The organism is Bacillus sp. FSL L8-0528 (genome assembly GCF_038593085.1).
Classification (GTDB): domain Bacteria; phylum Bacillota; class Bacilli; order Bacillales; family Bacillaceae; genus Bacillus; species Bacillus paralicheniformis.
In genome coordinates, this window is the sequence record NZ_CP151961.1 from 1040370 (window position 1) to 1059380 (window position 19011).

Annotated in this window: 19 protein-coding genes and 1 pseudogene; 9 read left to right on the plus strand and 11 right to left on the minus strand. The window is 47.3% G+C overall.

Annotated features, from left to right (window positions below; translation table 11 throughout):
* Window positions 1-120: 120 nt before the first annotated feature.
* A complete protein-coding gene (locus MHI30_RS05230) occupies window positions 121-1440 on the minus strand; it encodes a hemolysin family protein (protein ID WP_059232071.1) in 1320 nt (439 codons plus the stop codon).
* Window positions 1441-1500: 60 nt separating this feature from the next.
* Window positions 1501-1926: a MerR family transcriptional regulator gene (locus tag MHI30_RS05235; RefSeq protein WP_075754743.1), complete on the minus strand. Its 426-nt coding sequence runs from the start codon at window positions 1924-1926 to the stop codon at window positions 1501-1503.
* Between the two features lie 314 nt (window positions 1927-2240).
* On the opposite strand from MHI30_RS05235, the gene MHI30_RS05240 reads away from it, so the two are divergent.
* From MHI30_RS05240 to MHI30_RS05255, 4 genes are all read left to right on the plus strand, one after another.
* Window positions 2241-3614, plus strand: a complete 1374-nt coding sequence (locus MHI30_RS05240; RefSeq protein WP_075754745.1) for a hemolysin family protein — start codon at window positions 2241-2243, stop codon at window positions 3612-3614.
* Between the two features lie 97 nt (window positions 3615-3711).
* Complete coding sequence (locus MHI30_RS05245; protein ID WP_075754747.1) at window positions 3712-4113, plus strand: transcriptional regulator; 402 nt, start codon at window positions 3712-3714, stop codon at window positions 4111-4113.
* Between the two features lie 212 nt (window positions 4114-4325).
* Window positions 4326-4613, plus strand: coding sequence for a hypothetical protein (locus MHI30_RS05250; protein WP_003180149.1), 288 nt, complete (start codon window positions 4326-4328; stop codon window positions 4611-4613).
* The gene (locus MHI30_RS05255; protein WP_075754749.1) at window positions 4576-5253 is read left to right on the plus strand and encodes an N-acetylmuramoyl-L-alanine amidase; all 678 of its coding nucleotides are present in this window, start codon (window positions 4576-4578) and stop codon (window positions 5251-5253) included. The genes MHI30_RS05250 and MHI30_RS05255 overlap by 38 nt, the downstream gene beginning before the upstream one ends.
* A gap of 184 nt (window positions 5254-5437) precedes the next feature.
* Here the strand turns inward: MHI30_RS05255 and crcB are convergent, their stop codons facing one another.
* From crcB to MHI30_RS05270, 3 genes are read right to left on the minus strand one after another with little or no spacing between them, the layout of a single operon-like run.
* The gene (gene crcB, locus MHI30_RS05260) at window positions 5438-5794 is read right to left on the minus strand and encodes a fluoride efflux transporter CrcB (protein WP_075754751.1); all 357 of its coding nucleotides are present in this window, start codon (window positions 5792-5794) and stop codon (window positions 5438-5440) included.
* On the minus strand, window positions 5791-6192 hold the full coding sequence (locus MHI30_RS05265) for a CrcB family protein (RefSeq protein WP_020450750.1): 402 nt from the start codon (window positions 6190-6192) through the stop codon (window positions 5791-5793). Before MHI30_RS05265 ends, crcB begins: the two co-directional genes overlap by 4 nt.
* 15 nt (window positions 6193-6207) lie before the next feature.
* Window positions 6208-6912: a glycerophosphodiester phosphodiesterase family protein gene (locus MHI30_RS05270; protein WP_237562652.1), complete on the minus strand. Its 705-nt coding sequence runs from the start codon at window positions 6910-6912 to the stop codon at window positions 6208-6210.
* 190 nt (window positions 6913-7102) lie between these two features.
* On the opposite strand from MHI30_RS05270, the gene MHI30_RS05275 reads away from it, so the two are divergent.
* From MHI30_RS05275 to MHI30_RS05285, 3 genes are all read left to right on the plus strand, one after another.
* Window positions 7103-7210 (plus strand): YhdX family protein, encoded by a 108-nt coding sequence (locus MHI30_RS05275; protein ID WP_003180159.1) that lies wholly within the window; start codon window positions 7103-7105, stop codon window positions 7208-7210.
* Window positions 7211-7391: 181 nt separating this feature from the next.
* Window positions 7392-8468, plus strand: coding sequence for a mechanosensitive ion channel domain-containing protein (locus tag MHI30_RS05280; RefSeq protein ID WP_020450752.1), 1077 nt, complete (start codon window positions 7392-7394; stop codon window positions 8466-8468).
* Between the two features lie 29 nt (window positions 8469-8497).
* The gene (locus MHI30_RS05285) at window positions 8498-9247 is read left to right on the plus strand and encodes an NAD-dependent protein deacylase (protein WP_154495624.1); all 750 of its coding nucleotides are present in this window, start codon (window positions 8498-8500) and stop codon (window positions 9245-9247) included.
* 39 nt (window positions 9248-9286) lie between these two features.
* Here the strand turns inward: MHI30_RS05285 and MHI30_RS05290 are convergent.
* Together MHI30_RS05290 and MHI30_RS05295 are read right to left on the minus strand one after the other, a co-directional pair.
* Window positions 9287-9781: pseudogene (locus MHI30_RS05290) on the minus strand (GNAT family N-acetyltransferase).
* A gap of 134 nt (window positions 9782-9915) precedes the next feature.
* Window positions 9916-10827: a polysaccharide deacetylase family protein gene (locus MHI30_RS05295; RefSeq protein WP_003180166.1), complete on the minus strand. Its 912-nt coding sequence runs from the start codon at window positions 10825-10827 to the stop codon at window positions 9916-9918.
* 297 nt (window positions 10828-11124) lie between these two features.
* Here MHI30_RS05295 and dat point away from each other — a divergent pair, with 297 nt between their 5' ends.
* Window positions 11125-11976, plus strand: coding sequence for a D-amino-acid transaminase (dat, locus tag MHI30_RS05300; RefSeq protein ID WP_073426253.1), 852 nt, complete (start codon window positions 11125-11127; stop codon window positions 11974-11976).
* 38 nt (window positions 11977-12014) lie between these two features.
* Here dat and nhaC read toward each other — a convergent pair whose 3' ends face one another.
* A complete protein-coding gene (gene nhaC, locus MHI30_RS05305) occupies window positions 12015-13373 on the minus strand; it encodes a Na+/H+ antiporter NhaC (protein WP_075754757.1) in 1359 nt (452 codons plus the stop codon).
* A gap of 224 nt (window positions 13374-13597) precedes the next feature.
* Between nhaC and MHI30_RS05310 the strand changes: the two genes are divergently transcribed.
* A complete protein-coding gene (locus tag MHI30_RS05310; protein ID WP_075754759.1) occupies window positions 13598-14578 on the plus strand; it encodes an aldose 1-epimerase in 981 nt (326 codons plus the stop codon).
* A gap of 15 nt (window positions 14579-14593) precedes the next feature.
* On the opposite strand, the gene MHI30_RS05315 is transcribed toward MHI30_RS05310, so the two are convergent.
* The 3 genes from MHI30_RS05315 to MHI30_RS05325 all read right to left on the minus strand — a co-directional run bounded on the left by MHI30_RS05315 (window position 14594) and on the right by MHI30_RS05325 (window position 18935).
* Window positions 14594-15070, minus strand: a complete 477-nt coding sequence (locus tag MHI30_RS05315; protein WP_075754761.1) for a DUF4944 domain-containing protein — start codon at window positions 15068-15070, stop codon at window positions 14594-14596.
* A gap of 77 nt (window positions 15071-15147) precedes the next feature.
* Window positions 15148-17082, minus strand: a complete 1935-nt coding sequence (locus MHI30_RS05320; protein ID WP_075754763.1) for a TOMM precursor leader peptide-binding protein — start codon at window positions 17080-17082, stop codon at window positions 15148-15150.
* Window positions 17082-18935 carry a putative thiazole-containing bacteriocin maturation protein gene (locus MHI30_RS05325; RefSeq protein WP_075754765.1) on the minus strand — a complete coding sequence of 618 codons (1854 nt, stop codon included), beginning with the start codon at window positions 18933-18935 and terminating at the stop codon, window positions 17082-17084. Before MHI30_RS05325 ends, MHI30_RS05320 begins: the two co-directional genes overlap by 1 nt.
* Between the last annotated feature and the right edge of the window lie 76 nt (window positions 18936-19011).

A 19011-nucleotide genomic window follows, 5' to 3' on the forward strand; every position in this document is an offset into this window, starting at 1 on the left:
AAATGTAACCACTTGATTACATGATAATTGAATTTCGTTGTGTAATCAAGTGGTTACATATTTTGAATGCGAAAAAAAAGAGGATACAAATGCATTGTATCCTCCGGTTTGTTCACAATGTTATTCCGCTTCTTCAAGCAGCGTTTCCGCAGCTTTTTTCACCTCTACGTATGAAACGTGGTGGCCGTCTATTTCGTTGATCGTGAATTCAAATCCCTGATCGGTGATCATGTCGCCTTTTTGGACGTCATATTTTTGCGTCAGGAACCATCCGCCGATCGTGTCAATTTCCTCATTGTCGAGCTGAATGCCGAGGAGATCATTGACTTGGTTGACGAGCACTTTACCGTCGAGAATGTAGTGGTTTTCGCCAATCTTGCGGATTTCATTAATTTCATCAATATCGAATTCGTCACGGATTTCGCCGACGATTTCTTCAATAATGTCTTCGACCGTCACGAGTCCGGCCGTTCCGCCGTATTCATCAGAAAGGATCGCCATATGAACGCGTTCTTTCTGCATTTTCAGAAGCAGATCGTGGATCGGAACGGTCTCGATCACATGAATGATCGGATTGATAAACTGTTCAATCGTGTCTTCTTTGGAGCATTCTCCGCTGATGCAGGCCGTCAGTATTTCCTTGACATTGATGACGCCGACGATGTTGTCCTTATCTCCGTCTTCGACGGGATAGCGGGTATAGCCTTCGACCTTCGTGATGTCGATCATCTCGGCGATTTTCATATCATTTGGAAAGCTGACGACTTCTGTTCTCGGGATCATGATTTCCTTGGCAAGACGGTCATCGAATTCAAAAATTTTGTTGACATATTTGAACTCAGATTGATTGATTTCGCCGCTTTTGTAGCTTTCTGACAGAATAATTCGCAACTCTTCCTCTGAGTGCGCCATTTCATTTTCAGAAACCGCTTCAAGGCCAAACGCTTTCGTCAGCAGCCTTGCCGATCCGTTCAGCGCCCAGATGAATGGGAACATGATGCGGTAGAACCAGATCAACGGTTTTGCAAAAAGGAAGGAAACGGCTTCCGCTTTTTGGATCGCAAGCGTCTTTGGAGCAAGCTCGCCGACAACCACATGCAAAAACGTAATAAAGCTGAAGGCGATCACGACTGAAACGATGTGTGATACAGAGCTCGGAATGTTCCACTTCACAAATAGCGGTTCAAGCAGCCGGGCGACCGTCGGCTCCCCGAGCCAACCGAGACCGAGAGCCGTCAAAGTGATGCCGAGCTGGCAGGCCGATAAATATTCGTCTAAATGTGTAATGACTTTTTTCACCGAAACCGCTGTTTTGTTTCCTTCAGCAATCAATTGATCAACCCGCGAGCTTCTGATTCTGATAATCGCAAACTCAGACGCTACGAAAAATGCTGTTAAAGCAATTAATACAGCAACAAAAACCAAATTAACTATTTCCAATTAGGACCTTCACTCTAGCGTGAGAATGAAGGTAACACCTCCTGTTTAGTAAAAGATTAACTAAAGCAGCAGTAAAAAGGACTGGATGACCGTCATTTTTTCAGGAGAAAGCCGGCTTTTCAGAATCCTCCGTTCATCGGGATTCAGCCGTTTCAATCTGTTTATGATCACGGAAATATTGTCATTGACATGATCAATTTCCGTTGTCAGGCTTCCAATTTCATCATCATTCACAGTTGAAGAGGGAAACTGGTTTTCCAGCCTTACTTTAATGTCGGACAGGGCCAATCTCTGCTGCTTGCAGTCCATAATAAACTTCAGCCGTTTGAGAGCGGCTTCATCGTAATAACGGTAGTTTGAACATGATCTGTCAGGCGTTAACAGCCCGAGATTCGTATAATAATCGACAGTCCGTTTTGTTACGCCTGCAGCAGCTGCTAATTCGCCAATGCGATATTTCTCTGCCCCATCTGCATCCCTCCTCAACCATCACGTTATAGTTATAAAACATTTTAATATATTAGAAGCTGTTTATACAAGTTAATTGATCAAAAAAAGGCGTAAAATTGATGCGAAAACCTTTATTTATCTAAATATTCGAGAAAATATTGTTGGATTTAAAGTTTAGACATTTGACTGACTCTTTTTTAATAAAGTAAGATAATAGTATATATTTGGCTTGGAGGTGGTTAGATGGGGCCCTCTGCATAGTCATTTTTACAGAACGCACATCAGCCTTATTAAGGGAATTTGAATTCATCAGGAGGTGACTCCTTGTCCTTTGTGAAGGATAAGGTTAAATGGACGATATTGTTAGTCTGATAATCATCGGGGTTCTGATTGCATTAACCGCTTTTTTCGTAGCATCGGAATTTGCGATTGTCAGAGTCAGAAGCTCCCGCATTGATCAGCTGATTGCTGAAGGAAACAAAAAGGCGGTTCGCGCAAAACAAGTGGTATCGGATTTGGATGAATACCTTTCAGCTTGCCAGCTCGGCATTACGATTACAGCACTCGGACTCGGCTGGATGGGGGAACCGACGGTTAAAAAGGTGCTGCATCCGGTCTTTGAAAGCTTGCATGTTTCTGGCGCTGTATCGCACGCTCTTTCAGTTGCCATTGCATTTTTAGTGATTACATTCCTGAACGTCGTGGTTGGAGAACTTGCTCCAAAAACCATCGCGATTCAAAAAGCCGAACAGATGACACTGTGGCTGGCGGGACCTCTGCACTTTTTCAATGTTGTGATGTTCCCGTTCATTTGGACGCTGAATGCCTCAGCCAGAGTGCTGACCGGGTTATTCGGTTTGAAGCCTGCTTCGGAAAAGGATGAATCCCATTCGGAGGAAGAACTGCGAATCCTGTTATCAGAAAGCTACAAAAGCGGAGAAATCAATCCGTCTGAATATAGATACGTTAATAAAATCTTTGAATTCGACAATCGGATCGCCAAAGAAATTATGGTGCCGCGCACGGAAATCGCCTCTGTCCCGCTGGATATGCCGATCGCTGAGGCCATTTCGGTCATGCTGCAGGAAAAGTATACGCGCTGGCCTGTCTATAAAGGCGATAAGGATCATGTCATCGGTATGATCAATACGAAACAGCTGTTTACGGATATGCTCATGATGTCAGAGGCTGAGAAAAAGCGATTGTCCCTTGAAGCCTATGTCCGTCCGGTTATTGAAGTCATTGAAACCGTGCCTGTTCAAAAGCTGCTGATCAAAATGCAGCGGGAGCGGATTCACATGGCGATCTTAACGGATGAGTACGGGGGGACATCGGGTCTTGTGACGGCCGAGGATATTCTTGAAGAAATCGTCGGAGAAATCAGGGACGAATTCGATGAAGACGAAAAACCGCTTATCGAAAAAGTCTCCGAGCATGAATACATCATGGATGGCAAAGTGAGAATCGATCAGGTTAATGAACTGTTTGAAGACGATCTCGAGGAAGAGGAAGTCGAAACAGTCGGCGGACTTGTGCTGAAAGAAAACATAGATATCGCGGAAGGCCAGGCGGTGCATATCGGCTCTTACACGATAACGGTTCTCGAAATGGAAGGGCGTCTGATTAAGCACGTCGAAGTGAAGCGGGAACAAACAACAGAACATGTAGAGCTGGCACCGGCAAATCCGGTCGTCGTTAACGGAGTCACCTTGAGCGAAAAATAGCTCAAGGTGATTTTTGATTTTAAGAAAAAAGTCATTTGAACAGGAACATTCGTTCGTATATAATGGGAACAAATGTTCAGTTTGAGGGGTGATTGATTTGCTGTGGTACGAAATCATTTCGGAGGAAGAAAGGAAAACGTATATTAAGCGGATCGAATTTCATTTGCGGAATTGGAAAAATTACAAAGCCGCCGTGCTCAATTTAGAAAGGAGGATGGAGAAGGAGCAAAAGAACGGGCTCGCCGTCAAAGAAAGAAACGCTGAATATCAGATCGACACGGAAAAAAGGCTCTATCAATTTTTGCTTGATTCAATGGAAACGGCTGTCTCCGAGTTGGATGAACTCGAGCGCAAGCTGGTGGAATGCCGGTATATTCACAATTGGAGCATGGGAAAATGCGCGATGGAAATCGGCTACAGCGAAAAAACGCTGTTTTTAATGAAGAAATCGCTGCTGGACAAGCTGCTTGTCAGCTTGGCGGCGATCACGAATATTTAACGGATGCGGGAAGGGCTTGTCTCAAACAAGCCCTTCTTTTCTGCGCCGCTTCAGTTTTTTTTCAGGTTCTTGACGCGATGATGACACGGGAGAGAGCAGCTTTTCTTTTATGATAAAGACAAGCTTTAAACAGCGGGGAGGTTTGACACATGTGATGAAACAAATGCCGGTCATTGTTTGAGACAAACGCTTCAGGAAAGGAGAGGAAGAACATGGATTTTTCTGAAATTGCGCTCGTTCCGCTGATTACGGGATTGGTGCATACGGTAAAGCTTGTCGGCATTCAGAAACGATTTCTCCCCATCTGTGCAATTGTCTTCGGCATCTCGATTTCTCTCTTGTTTACCGCAGGGGACTGGAAGGAAGATATGATGATCGGAACTTGGCTTGGATTGTCATCAGTTGGATTTTACTCCGGTTCAAAAAACGTCTTGAAACCATTATCAAAGGAGGAGATTGAACATGAAGATTTATTTGGATCCGGGACACGGCGGAAGTGATCCGGGAGCATCGGGAAACGGTTTGCAGGAAAAGGACGTGACGCTTGCCATTGCTCTCAAAATCAATGAGATTCTATTAAAAGAGTATGATAACGCAGAGACGAGGCTGAGCAGAACAACAGACAAAACGGTCACGCTTCAGGAGCGCACAGACGATGCCAATTCGTGGGGGGCCGATTTGTTTGTCTCCATTCATACAAACGCTTTTGACGGTACGGCGTACGGGTATGAAGATTATATCTACAGCGGCTTGACCGATGAATCAGTTACCGCTCTTTATCAACGGATCATTCACGGCGAAGTAATTAAACAGAACGGACTCAGGGACAGGGGAATGAAGAAGGCGAACTTTCATGTTCTCCGGGAAACAGCGATGCACGCCATATTGACGGAGAACGGCTTTATCGATCATCCCGAAGATTCGGCAAAAATGAAAAGCGCCGCCTGGATCGAACAGACGGCACGGGGACATGCAGCCGGCATCGCACTCTGCCTCGGTCTGACACACAATGAGTTTCCCCTGTATAAAGTGACGATGGACGGGGGACAAATTGGAGCTTACCAAGATAAAGACGATGTTTTGAACGTTATTTCTGCGAATTGGGACAGCTTTCAAACAGCGGCCATTGAAAAAGGGTAAAAAGGGAAGAATCCATTTTGAATGCTTCAAAATGGATTCTTTAATGTGTACGTGGTATTCCTTAAAATCAAACGTAGCGGGGTACCGCTTTTGTGACGGCGGGCGCAAGAAAAAACGGAAATACACACGCCAGTGCCTGTTCATAGCCGAACGAGCATCATTGTTTCATCATAACACCATCTTTTCACAAAATCAGCATGCAGCCGGCCCAGAATCCCCCGAGTGAGCAGGCCATTGTGAGCAGCATGTAAACCGCTGAATCCTTTACACGCTTTGCAGCCAAAAGCTGAACCGCTTCGACGCTGAATGTGGAAAATGTTGTGAAGCCTCCGAAAAATCCAGTTCCGACCACGATAGAGACCGTTTGATTGTCAATGCCGAGTCTGACGAATATGCCGAGGGCGAATGAGCCGACAATATTGACCACCATCACGCTGACCGGAATGCGTGGGTGCGGAAACATGGCCATGAGCATATTGCCGAGCCAAAATCTTAAAACGGAGCCGATTCCTCCCGCGATCATAAATCCAACTGCCATCATGATTGATACCGCTCCTTTTCTTTCCCTGACGCTCCGCTGATCCTTTTGCCGATCATGATGCCCAAAAATGCGAAGCACACCCCGCAGGCAAGCGACGCCATCAAGTACAGACCCCCGATGTGCGGAGCGGCCGATTGCAGCAAAAACACGGTCTCTTTAGAAAAAGCGGACATTGTCGTATACCCTCCGCAAAACCCCGTTCCTAAACATAGCTGGACGAGCGGCTTTTTTTCCCGAGCCGCAAAAAAACCTGTCAAAAGGCCGAGCAGAAGGCTTCCAGACGCATTTTCAATAAAAGTCGGCCAAGGAAAACCGGCGGTGCCGCCATGCAGATTGACGAAGTAGCGCAGCAGCGAGCCGAGGGCTCCCCCGATAAAAACGGCAACAGATGATTTCATACTTTTCCTTCTTTCTCAAAAATAATCCGGGTAGTCGGTAATGATCCCATCGATTTTCCAGCTTTTGAGGCGGCGTCCCGTTTTCTGCCCGTTGACCGTCCAGGCCAGCGCCTTCAAATCACAGCTGTGAATCGATTTGATCAGAAAAGGGCTGACCATCGTAGCTTTCAGGCTGACGTACTGGGCAAACCCCGCGATTTGCCGCAGCCGGGCGCGCGGCAGCATTCCGAATCGCGGTCTGATCAAAACGGCGGTCGGAATCGAAGGATACATGTGATGAAGTGCCCTCATGGCGCCTGCGTCAAACGACTGGACAATCGTGTTCATCGAATGGCCGAACCGGCTGATCAGTTGTCCCGCCGCTTTTTCGATTCCGGGCTGGGTTTTGGACGACTTGATTTCGATGAGAAGGCCAGTCTTGTTGTGATACTTCCCCAGAACAGCTTCAAGTGAAGGGATTTTTTCGTCTTGAAATTCCGGGCCGAACCAGCTTCCCGCATCAAGCTTTTCGAGCTCTTTCATCGTATACTCGCGAACGAAACCGGTACCGTTCGTCGTTCTGTCAACTTTGTCATCGTGGATGACGGCAAGTCTGCCGTCTTTTGTCAGCTGTACATCGAGTTCGATAAAATCAGCCCCGAGCTCCACCGCTTTTTCAAAAGCGGCAAACGTATTTTCAGGGGCGTAAGCCGAGGCTCCGCGATGTGCGATAATATGCAAGCATGTCAGCTCCTCTTGATAAAATCTTTCCATCACAAGGATACCCGATTTTGGCGATGCAAGTAAATCATTAGACTGAAGCGGACAAAAGGCAGGAGAAGAGGCAAGCGACAAATTTCGGCAAAATGGTACAAAAGGATCATTTACTAAAAATTCAGATATTTTATAATGGACAAAAGGAGGCGAGATGATGGGTAAAGGGAGAATTAAAGTGGAAGAACGGATTAAGATCGAAACAGATGCTGAAATGTTTAAAGCGACTCTCCTTGATCAAACACAGTCTCAGAAGAAGAAATAGCGGTGTTGCCCGAATCACGTTGTCTCTGGAACAATAAAATATGATGATCATCAGGCTGCCGAAGTGTTCGGCGGCCTTTTATGCGTGTCGACGGATATTTTTGGCGCACAATAAAGTGAGAAATTTTTTGCTCGTTTTAGTATAATAAAAGCTTGATGAGTGAAATAAGGGAGAGAAAGCAATGTTCGAAAAGTATATGACAATAGATTTCGCTGTCGATATCGGAATCAGCATCGGTATCCTTCTTTTATTTTTCGCGTTTCGAAAAATATTTACGAAATACTTATTCAACCTGATACTGAAATTGACGAATAAGACGAAAACAGACTTTTTCAATCAGGTGGTGCTGGCGTTTGAAAAGCCGGCCCGGTGGTTTTTTGCGATACTCGGTATTTATCTGGCCATCATTTATTCCCCGTTTTTTGATGGGCATATGGCGATCGTTCATAAACTGTACAGAGTGTCCGTGATTTTGGTCATTGTAAGCGGCCTATACAACTTAACGGCGGCTTCGTCGGTTTTGTTCGATAAAATCAATAAGCGGCTTGAGCTTGATATGGATGATATTCTTGCGCCGTTTCTGTCCAAGATTCTCCGTTTTATCATTGTAGCGCTCGGAATCAGCGTCATCGCCGGAGAGTTCAATTATGATGTCAACGGATTTGTTGCCGGACTCGGGCTCGGCGGATTCGCTTTTGCTCTTGCGGCAAAAGACACTGTCGGCAACTTTTTCGGCGGAATTGTCATTATTATGGAGAAGCCCTTTACAATCGGCGATTGGATTGAAACAAATATCGTCACCGGATCTGTTGAAGATATATCCTTCAGAAGCACGAAAGTCCGCACGGCCGGAGAAGCTCTCGTGACCGTCCCCAACTCGGTGCTGGCTAACGAAGCGATCATGAACTGGACGAAAATGCGAAAGCGTCAGGTCACCTTTACGCTCGAAATCGATCCGTCCACCCCGCGCGAGAAAGTCGAACGATGTGTGGAGCGTTTCAAAGAAATGCTCAAGTCGCACGAAGGGGTCAACCCGGATGTCATTATGGTCAATTTCGATGTCCTGAAGGATACGCATTTAAGCATCTTCTTCAACTACTATACCAATACGACGGTCTGGGCCGAAAACTTAGACGTCAGACAGGATGTCAACTACCGCATTCTTGATATTATGAAAGAGGAGCAGGTTGATTTTGTTTCTCCGGGGCACAGCCTTTTTGAGTTGAAGAAAATGAAAGATCAGCAAGGAAATGCTTAGGTAACGCTTTTGGAAGGGAGACAAGCCAAATGGAGGAAAAAGCCCTGAGATTTGCGGAGTTGATCGAAAATGCCGAGCGCATTACCGTTTTGACAGGCGCCGGTATGAGCACGGAATCAGGTATTCCTGATTTTCGTTCAGCCGGCGGCATATGGACGGAAGATCTGTCAAGAATGGAAGCGATGAGCCGTGATTATTACGAACGATATCCAAAATTGTTTTGGCCGAAGTTTAAAGAGTTTTTTCAAATGAAAATAACTGGAACTTATCAGCCGAATGACGGGCACCTTTATTTAGCCGAACTCGAGAAAAGCGGTAAGGATGTCAAGGTGTTCACGCAAAATATCGACGGACTGCATCTCAAGGCGGGAAGCCGCCATGTATATGAACTGCACGGTTCGATCCAAACAGCCGCATGCCCTAAATGCGGGGCGCGCTATGGTCTTGACCACATTCTTCAAGAAGAAGTGCCAAGGTGCCATCGCGTCAATGGCAAGGGGAGAGAATGCGGATTCATATTAAAAACGGATGTCGTGCTGTTCGGCGATGCCGTTCAGCATTTCGACACGCTTTTTGAAGCCCTCAACGAATCCGACCTGCTTTTGGTGATCGGCACTTCACTTGAAGTGGCGCCTGTCAGGTTTGTTCCTGAAGAAGCTCACCTGATCCCCGGGTTGAAGAAAGCGATGATCAATCTCGATGAGACACCTTACGATCATTTGTTCGATATTGTCATCCATCAAAAAATTGCCGAGTTTGTTCGGAAGCTTAACTGTTAAAAAGGCGCTCCAGACCGGAGCGCCTTTTTCTGAGCTTCATCACAATTTTTTATAATAAAAAACGGATGCATCGAATCCGCCGTCTGCAGATTCCGCGTATGCGGGAATGCGTCCGGCTTCGGCAAAGCCGAGCGAAGCGTAAAAGAGGTTGGAGGGGTCTTTTTCCCTTGTATCCAGCACGAGAAGAGATCTGCCTTCCTGTTTCGCCCTGTCGATCGCTTTTTGCATTAACGATTTGGCGACGCCCTGCCGCCTGAAGGCGGGATCTGTCATTCACTTGCAGATTTCCGCTCTGTGGCGGCCGTTTTGTTTTGTGCATAAGTGCAATTGAACACTTCCTGCGATCCGGCCATTTTGTTTGGCAATCCATAAAACCGAATCCGGTGCGACGGCTGTTTTCCAGTAAGCCTCCGCCAGCCGCTTTTCGAGCGGAGGCAGAAAGCCGACTGATGCCCCGTCATCGACGACGCGGATGAGAAGCTCGGCCAATTGATTGGCATATTCCGCGGTTGAATGCAACTCTTCGATTTTCATTTACCCACCCCATGGTATAAAGATAACTGCATCATAATCAGAAAACTGTTTTTTTGGCAACAAGTGTGTCAGATAATCACACTCGAGGGAGGAAATAAAAAAATCCCCTTCATCAGGGGATCAGACAATGGATGTTATTCATGAACGGGTGTCATGGATTCATCAAGTGTTGCAAATGAATACCCCATGTTTTTTAAATTTGTCAGCAATAACGGCAATGATTGAACCGTTGAAGGAATATCGTGCATCAGGATCACGATCGGCTGTTTTGTCTGCCGCTTTTCCAGGATATTCAGCTGGTTCATGACTTCCGGAACGAATTTTTGGCTTCTGTATTTCCAGTCCAGGCTGTCAATATTCCAGTCCCAATAAATAAATCCGTTCTTTTTCAGCACTTTTTTCTGCGCTTCGGTCAGCGACGGTTTGCTTCCGTACGGCGTTCTGATCAAATGGGTTTCAACCCCGGTGATAGACTTCAGCGTTTTTTGAGCCTGCTTCATTTCCAGATTAGGAGAATTGGCGCCTTTATAAAATTGCTTTTGGTCATGGGTCACCCCGTGAAGTCCAAGTGCATGGCCCTGCTGCTTCATATTGAGAACGGCTTCTTTGTGAAGCTTCATGTTCGGTTCGAGCATGAAGAATGTCGCTTTAGCATCATGTTCGGATAAAATTTGCAGCAGCCTTTGGCTTACGGCTGAAGGCCCATCGTCAAACGTCAAATAAACCGTTTTTTCCTTCGATTTTTCTTTCTTTTTTTCCGCAGCAGCTTTTTGCTTCTCTTTTTCCTGCTTGCGCTTTTCGATCTGCTGTTTTGTGCTCAAGTGATCGAGAAGTTCGCCTTGCGTTGCTTTTTTGAGCGGAACGCTGTCTCCTTCATGCCTCATTTGGCTGTTTTCCGACACCGTAAGCTCTCTTTTCTCAGTAGCGGCAGAGGACTGTGAAAGGTCCCACACGTACAGGAGAATCAGACACAACACGAAAAAGCACGCTGCTTTCGTCAACAAATAAGCTACAGATGGGGCAGTTTTTTTTGATACTTGGCGCATGTCACTCTCTCCGTATCATTTTTCTCGTTCCGATTCCATTATGAGATAGAATGCTAGTCTCATAAAATAATGGATCACAATGTCTAAGTATACAGGATTGGAAAGAAGATGAATACAGGATGAAGGGAAAAATATATCAAATTTTAAGAGAAAATGTTGAACGATAAGGAATGCTGCTTTTTTGATCCTGAAGGCGGAAAAAAGTTTTTGGAAATATTGCACTATTTTGATCGGCAGGGTCGTGTTAGAATGGAATGGAGAAAATTCAGAAGTCAACAAAAATAAGGGGATGGAGAAATGAAAGTTCTTTTTAACGGCCGGCTGATTGAACGGAGCGAGTGTGCGGTTGATATTGAGGACAGAGGCTACCAATTTGGAGACGGCGTCTATGAAGTCATCCGCATTTACAATGGAATTTTGTTCACGCTTGATGAACACATTGCCCGCTTATATAAAAGCGCAGCCGAAATCGGAATCGACCTGTCTTTTTCAGAAGCCGAGCTGAAAAGCCAGCTGAAAGAGCTCGTCGACATCAATCAGATGCGGGAAGGCGGGCTGTATCTTCAAGTGACAAGGGGAAAAGCTCCGAGGAAGCATCAATACGGAGCAGGGCTTACGCCTCAGGTGACGGCTTATACATTTCCTATTCAGAAGCCTGAAAAAGAACAGCAAAACGGCGTTTCGGCTATTACTGCGGACGACATGCGCTGGCTGAGGTGCGACATTAAAAGCTTAAATCTGTTGTACAACGTCATGATCAAGCAAAAAGCGCATGAAGCTTCTTCATTCGAAGCGATCTTAATTCGCGACGGTTTGGTGACGGAAGGGACGTCTTCAAATGTTTATGTCGTCAAACAAAACGTTATCTACACCCATCCTGCGACAACGCTCATCTTAAACGGCATCACGCGGATGAAAGTTCTTCAGCTGTGTGAAGAGAACGGCTTGAATTATGTAGAAAAAGCGGTGACAAAGGATGAATTGCTGAATGCGGATGAAGTATTCATCACGTCAACGACAGCCGAAGTCATTCCGGTCACCTCGATTGACGGGCAAACAATCGGCTCCGGAGCGCCCGGACCGCTCACAAAAAATGTGCAGACCGCTTTGCAAAACAGCATTTTGTCGGAAACAGCCAAAACGGTTTAACAAAGAAAAACGCCGTCTCCTGGGGAAACGGCGTTTTTTTATTTGCGGAAACCGAACAAAATCGAAAAGAGCGGCGATAAATAAAGGAAAAACACAAACGGCAAATATTCAATGACGGGAACGTCGAGCGCTGTGGACATGAACGCGCCGCTGACTCCCCATGGGATCATCGGATTAATTAATGTCCCTCCGTCTTCAAGTGATCTCGACAAATGCTTCCGGTCGATTCCAAGCTTGTCATACAGCTTTTTAAAGGACTGACCGGGAATCAAGATCGATAAATACTGTTCTCCTGTCGCCAGGTTCATGCCGATGCTTGATGAAACGGTTGAGAACACAAGCCGGCCTTTCGTATGAATGCCCTTGATTACGCCTTCAAGCAGGCTTGTAATCATGCCGATCTTTTCCATGAGACCGCCGAGCGCGAATGCGATGATGATGAGAGAAACAGAGCCCATCATCGATTGAAGGCCGCCGCGATTTAAAATCTTTTCAACGGCTTCAGTATCGGCTGAGAAAACCGGGCCATTCTGCATCGCTGACAAAAACGATGAAATGCTGGCGTCAGGCTGTATCAACGCGGCAAGTATTCCGGCGGAAACGATTCCCGCTGCAAGCGACGGAATGACGGGCGTTCGTCTGACAGCAAGTACAATCACAAGAAGAGGCGACAGAAGCGCCCAGACGCTGATGTTGACTGTGCCTTCTATTCCGTTTATGATCGCTTGAATGTTTTCGGTAGAAGCCGGTGCCGCCGTTAAAGAACGGCCCATGAAAAAGAAAAGCAAAATCGTGATCAAAAGAGCGGGGATCGTCGTTCCCGCCATATGTCTAATATGCTTGAAAATGGGAAGCTCCCCGACTCCTGCGGCAAAATTGGTCGTGTCAGACATCGGAGACATTTTGTCGCCGAAACAGGCGCCGCAAATCACAGCTCCCGCCGCCCATGTCAGGGGAACGCCGGCCGCCGCGGCCACGCCGATGAGAGCGACGCCGATCGTGCTGACCGTCGTAAAGCTGGAGCCGACCAATGAACTGATCACAAGACAGCTGAAAAGTGCGGTGAGCAGCAGGTGCTGCGGTTCAATCAGGTTCAACGCGTAAACCGTTACCGTCGGAATCGCGCCGCTGTACTCCCAGACTCCGATTAAGATGCCGATTAAACAAAGGACGATAATCGGCTGAACGCCATTCCGGATGCCTGAGACAATGCCGCTTTCAAGGTCTTTCCAGGAATGGCCTTTCACCGCGCCGACCGCGGCTAAAAAACCAACGCAAATCAACAGCGGTATGTGCGCTTCTGCTTTAAATATGAATAAGCAGGTGAAAATAATGAACAATATGGCCAAAAACAATAGAGCCGATATGGAAAACGATAGACGTTTTTCGTTTGACAAGTCACACACCTCATTAGAAGAAATATCTCTCTTTAATACTTTGATGCTTTTGTGCATAAACGTATTATAACAGAAAAATAGATTATATACTTAAATTAAAATATTTCAAACATTTTTCAAAGGTTCGCCCATTCTATTTTGAAAGCGCTGACTTTTTTAAGATATAATAGATTGGAGATAGGCATGTTCTTGATACACGTTTCACAAAATAGGGGGAAATGCGAATGTCTTACACTGTTCTTAAAAGCCGTTTTTTAGATGAGGAAGCGATATGGTTGGAAAATGATGATTTAGAGGCTGTACTTGTGCCCGGGTGGGGAAGCAATTTGATTTCACTGAAGTGGAAGCCGGGCGGTTTGAAATTGTTGAAAGCGCCTGAAACAAAGGAAGAATATGACGCGAATCCGTTTTTATTCGGAATTCCTGTTCTTTTTCCTCCCAACCGGATCGATCACGGAAGATTTACATATGCGGGAAGAACGTACGAGCTGCCGATCAATGAACAGCCGCTCGAAAACCACCTGCACGGATTTCTTTACGATAAAAAATGGACGGTGGAAAAAGTAGAGGCAACAGATGAGAGGATCATCGTGCAGACGAAGCTTGACTCTGATGATCATCCCGATATTAAAGCGATCTTTCCGCACTCGTTTTCCATCACCATCACCTACACGTTAGAAGGACAGCATCTGAAAATCGATGCATCGGCTGTCAACCGCGGTCAAGACCCGATGCCGATCGGATTGGGGTACCACACATCTTTCCGCTATCCTTTAAACGAAGCAGGAGATAAAGAAAGGTGCCTGTTTACTCTTCCTGCCTCAAAGCGATGGACGCTGACAGACCGCATGCTGCCGACAGGCGAGTATCGGGTGACAGAGGAGTTCAAAGCGGGAAAAATGGCAGCGGGAGAAAGACTTGATGATATATTGGCAGCTGAACAAGACAAAGAAGGAAACAGCGCTGCCGTCATTGCGGACAGCCTCGCCGGCATTCGCGTCCGCTACCAATGCGACGGTCATTTTAAGCACTGGGTCGTGTTTAACGGTACATCTGATCAGGATGACCTGCTTTGTATAGAGCCATATACTTGGATGACGAATGCACCGAACCTCAACCTGCCGAAGAATGTGACCGGATTTCGGGATTTGGGGCCGCAGGAAGAACTGACGATGCGAAGCAAAATTGAGGTGGGCGGAATTTAATCGATATTCCGCCTTTTACCATGAGCTTTTATCAAGCGTAAATGCTGTATGGGACGCTTGTTTGCCCTTTCGCCAATCCAATTGAACCGTTACCTTGCGGCCGGCGAATTCGGCTTCTTCAAGCCCTTCCAAGAAAGAAACGGATTGTTCTTTTGACCCTCCGCCGGGGAATTCGCCTCCCGCGTAATCTCTCATCGGCGTCTCGACTTGGGTGTTCAAAACGATTTCATCACCAAACCTTACGACCAATTTTTCCAAATATATATCGTCCAGCTCCCCGCGGTCGCCTGTCCAGTAGAGGTCTCCGCCAAATAGCGCGCGGCCTTCTATCTTTTTGATCACGGCCTCCCAATTTCCATCGGCGCTTTGTCCGTTCCATTTCGGGTATTCCGTCATATAGAAACCGATCAGTCTGCCGCCGAAATAAACGGCGCAAAAGGCCGTGAAAAGGGAAGCAATGAAAAGAAGCGGCCGCTTGTATTCCTGTTTCATATGAACCACCGCCTAAAAAGTTCTGCTTTATGATCATAAAGCAGAACAATCGGAAAAAAAAGCCACTCTCTTAAATTTTAAGGGAACGGGTGCGGGTGCAGGTTCAACTGTTCTGGTGTTAACGGCTCTTCCGCAAAGCCGAGCTCCTTCGGCACCGTGAAGATTCTCTCAAGTCCTTCCAGGCGGATGAAGCGCTGTCCGAATGTCATCGGAATCAGGCCCGGGATAAGCACTTTCACACAGTATAGTCCGTTCCGTTTGATAACAGGTGAAGTCTGGTCAACGACGATCACTTCAAGGTTGAGACTTCGGAAAGCTTCAAGCAGGTCGCAGAGATCTTCGGTTAAATCAAGGTGCTTCTTTCTTTTTTTAAAGGCATCGTCGAATGTTTGCAGAGGCCGGCTTTGATTCAGCAAAAACCGGAGGCGCTCTTCAGCTTCGGGCAGTCCGTACATGAAGCTGTGATCCTCCATTTCCTGCACTAAAGCAGGATTGCGGAGCATCTGGTGATATTTGCTCCTTTCAGATTCAAATTTGCGGTCGTGCTTCAACATCATGCCTGCCAGCTCATGAAGGGTGCTTTTCACCGCTTTTACGGGGTCGGGGTGGGCGCCTGCGGAACAAAGCAGATTCAATCCTTCCCGTTTTCTGTTTTTGGCGATCGCCCAAATGCTTGGAATGCCGTACTCCATCGTTGAATTAAAGACATGCAGATCATATCCCGCCACACTTCGCACCCTCTCTGTCATGAGGCGTAATTCCGGATCTCCTGAAGAGTCGAGATCCAGCTGCCGAAGTGGAAGCCTGGTGTACCAGGCAAGCAAAAATGAATCGCGCTCAGCCGCTTCTAATATGCCGTGGAAAATCGCTTCCTCCAAACTCCCTCCGAGTGCACAGCCGTTCGATGTTTCATAAACGAAGCTGTCTTCGCGCCCCAGGCTGTAATAGGCGAGCGATTCAGGAACGAGAAGCGGCCGTTTCTGCAAAAATGAATAGCCCCATACCCAGCGGAGCGGGCGAGCCGGGTGAAATGGCTGGAAAGGAAAATCGGGATGCATGTATTGTTCGGCTTGATGAAGCCCGACTTTTGCCGGGTCGAGCGCACGATCCTTTACATTTTCGTAGGTGTCATGTACGACCGTCCGTTTGCCGCGCGGTTCAATTCCGGAATAGCGTTCCAAACCTTCTAAAATGGCGGTTAATTCGCTGTCTTCATACGAATGGCTCCGCCCTCCGACCCCTTCATTTCCCGTCCATAAAGGCATATTGACGATCATATCGGCGAACGGCAGAATCGCGTCATAAATTTTGGCGTTGAATATCCCCGTTTTATGATCTAGATAGTCTTTGGCGAGCGTTTGTTTTAAATCGTCCGTGTTTCGCACGCGAAAGCTGTCCGGGTTCGTTTTCAGGCTGGGCCGAAGCGATATCCGTGCGGATTCCGCTCCGTCTTCTGGCAGACTGCCGCATATAGGGCATGTCGGTTCCGGGATGAAAGCGTGGAGCGAACTATCTAACGTTTTCAAATTGACGATGTAAAGGTTTTTTTTCAATCGGCCGCGCCCGCCGTTCATGATGTTGTCGACTTCTGTGCAGATCAGGCTGACCATCTGGCGGCAGCCGGTCTTTGAAACCCACGGATCGCGGCTTTTACCATTGCTTTTTTGTTCCAGTTCAAGCGTCTCTCTGCTGTCAGGGCCGGAGATATACCGCCTCATATCGGCGCATTGGGAACATCCTGACGCTGACGGATTAACGAGCGGCCCGATGACCCCTTCGCCAAAAGATGCAAACCCGCGAAGCCACGGAATCCCTGCCGCCCTTAGCACCTTTTCGGCCTCGCGATATAATAAAGGCCGCCAAGCATCGTGCAGCATAAGAGCGAACGCAGTCTCCTCCGGTATGCTGTTCTCAAAATCAGCCCTTCGGATCACGTTATATTCAGCAGATAATTGTTGTGATGCGCCTTCTGCCAACAATCCTTCACCAACGACCAAAATGCAGCGGTTCATCAAGGTTCCTCCTTTCGCAACTGCACGCAGTAAATACCTGCTAGTTTTTCTTTTAAAAATGGTTCAGCAGGCAGCTCATAGACATAAAGCTCCAAGCCGCAGTTGTTTTTCAAGGCGGAAAGCAGTGTTTGCTGCAAAGCAGCCGAAACGGGGATCGCGAGCTTCAGGTCACTAGGCTCCAGCAGAACATCCGCGTTTGTCAAAGGATCTTTGTCTGTCAGCGCCCGTTCGAGCGCTTTTCTGAGAGCCAACGTGATGTTGAGTCCGGAACTTCCGTACCAGCGGCCGCGAATTCCCGCCCATGCGACAGGGAAGCCTTCTATGTTTTTTCCTAAACCGATTTCCGGTTTACCGTACAAGACTGTCAGCGCTTCTAAATAAAATGAGGAATGCCGGTCTTCCATCCCGCCCAGCTGAACGAGGGAAATCGTTTCTTTTCCGCTCTTTATCCGTTCGCGCAACCGGTGTTCCAGGCATTTCTCCAATCCTCTTAATACGCCTTCAGCCAGCGTTTCTCCGGCGGCGATCGCGAACTCCCCGTTATTCGGATAAGAACGGGTCAACCTTGATGCATACATTTCAATACCCGTCAGCCCGGCTTCCCGTCGCGCCTCTTGATGGGTCAAACCGACCGACACCGTCTCAGGCAAAAGCTCCGCAGGTCCGGAAGAGAGCGGGTCTGCTGTCTGAACAAAGCATTGTGCTAAAGGAAGCTGCCGCAAATGTTTTTCTTCCCACAGATGAAAAATGCCCGTTACGGGTGAGGTCAGTTCGCTGAAACATTGGAATAACCGGCTTTCTGCTTCTCTTCCGGGGCGCTCCGAAAGTTTCGCTTCAAGGTCGCTGATGAGTTCAGGCGAATCCTTGCCGCAAGCGAAGTCCGGATGCGGAAGAAACATATGCCAGCCGCCTTCGAGCGTTGCCAAATCAATCAGGTACACTTGATTCTTCTTAGATAATGGCGCAAGCTCAGCAGTTGCTTTCATCAATTCGAACACAATAACGTTTGCCAGCATGTCTTTTCCTGCCGAAGAAAAAGTTCGAAGCGTCCGTTCTTCATGGAGTGCAGACCGATGGAGGCGCCTCCAGGCATCCTCCAGGCAGCCGTCTCCTTGTTGATGAAAGACAGGGCCGGCCAGTCCGACTTGTTTCAGGCAGATGCCGGGTATGAAGCCTTTGTTCTCTTCGAGGCAAAACGTTTGAAGAGCGCGGAGTTCATCTGTGAAGCCGAGATCAGAGACATATAAAACCCAATCGGCAGATCGCACCGCTTCCCGCCAGTGTTGCGTTTCGGCGCAGCCAATCTCCAGTCCGCTTTCTGTTTGCCCTGATATTTCTGCCAGTTCGTCTAAAGCGTGCCCGGATGCATCCGTCACGATCGCACGGATTCTTGAAAAACCGGAATCGATCAGCGACCGGACCAATTTTGTGAGAAAGGAGCCGGTCCCTATAGCCGATATTTTGGTTTGACGCGACAGCTGAAAGCGGTAAGCGCCGGAATCGGCAAAGCTTTCAATAAATTCGATTTGGGCTTCAAACGTTTGAAGCACTGAGCTTTCCAGTTTGTGCGGGTGATCCCGGCTTACGTCGCGAACGAACCCGTTTTTATAAAGCATTTCTCCGATTTCATATACTCTCTTTCGGTACGGAGCCTGCAGCCCTTTTGTCAAGTCTTCAAGCGAATGTTCCCCGTTGAACATCGGCAGAAGTTTTTCGATCCATTGAGCAATCGAAGATCCTTTTATGCGAAACGACCCGGAGTTATTTCTAAAATATGCGCCGCCGTTCGGATCAGGAAGAAACCATGTATCCTGGTTTACTTTCAGGCGAGCGGAAGCAGTCAGGTGTGTCATGCTCTTCCTCCTTCCATGTTTTAAAAACAAGACATACCATTATATGTAATTTCGTTTGTCCTTTATGCAATAGAAG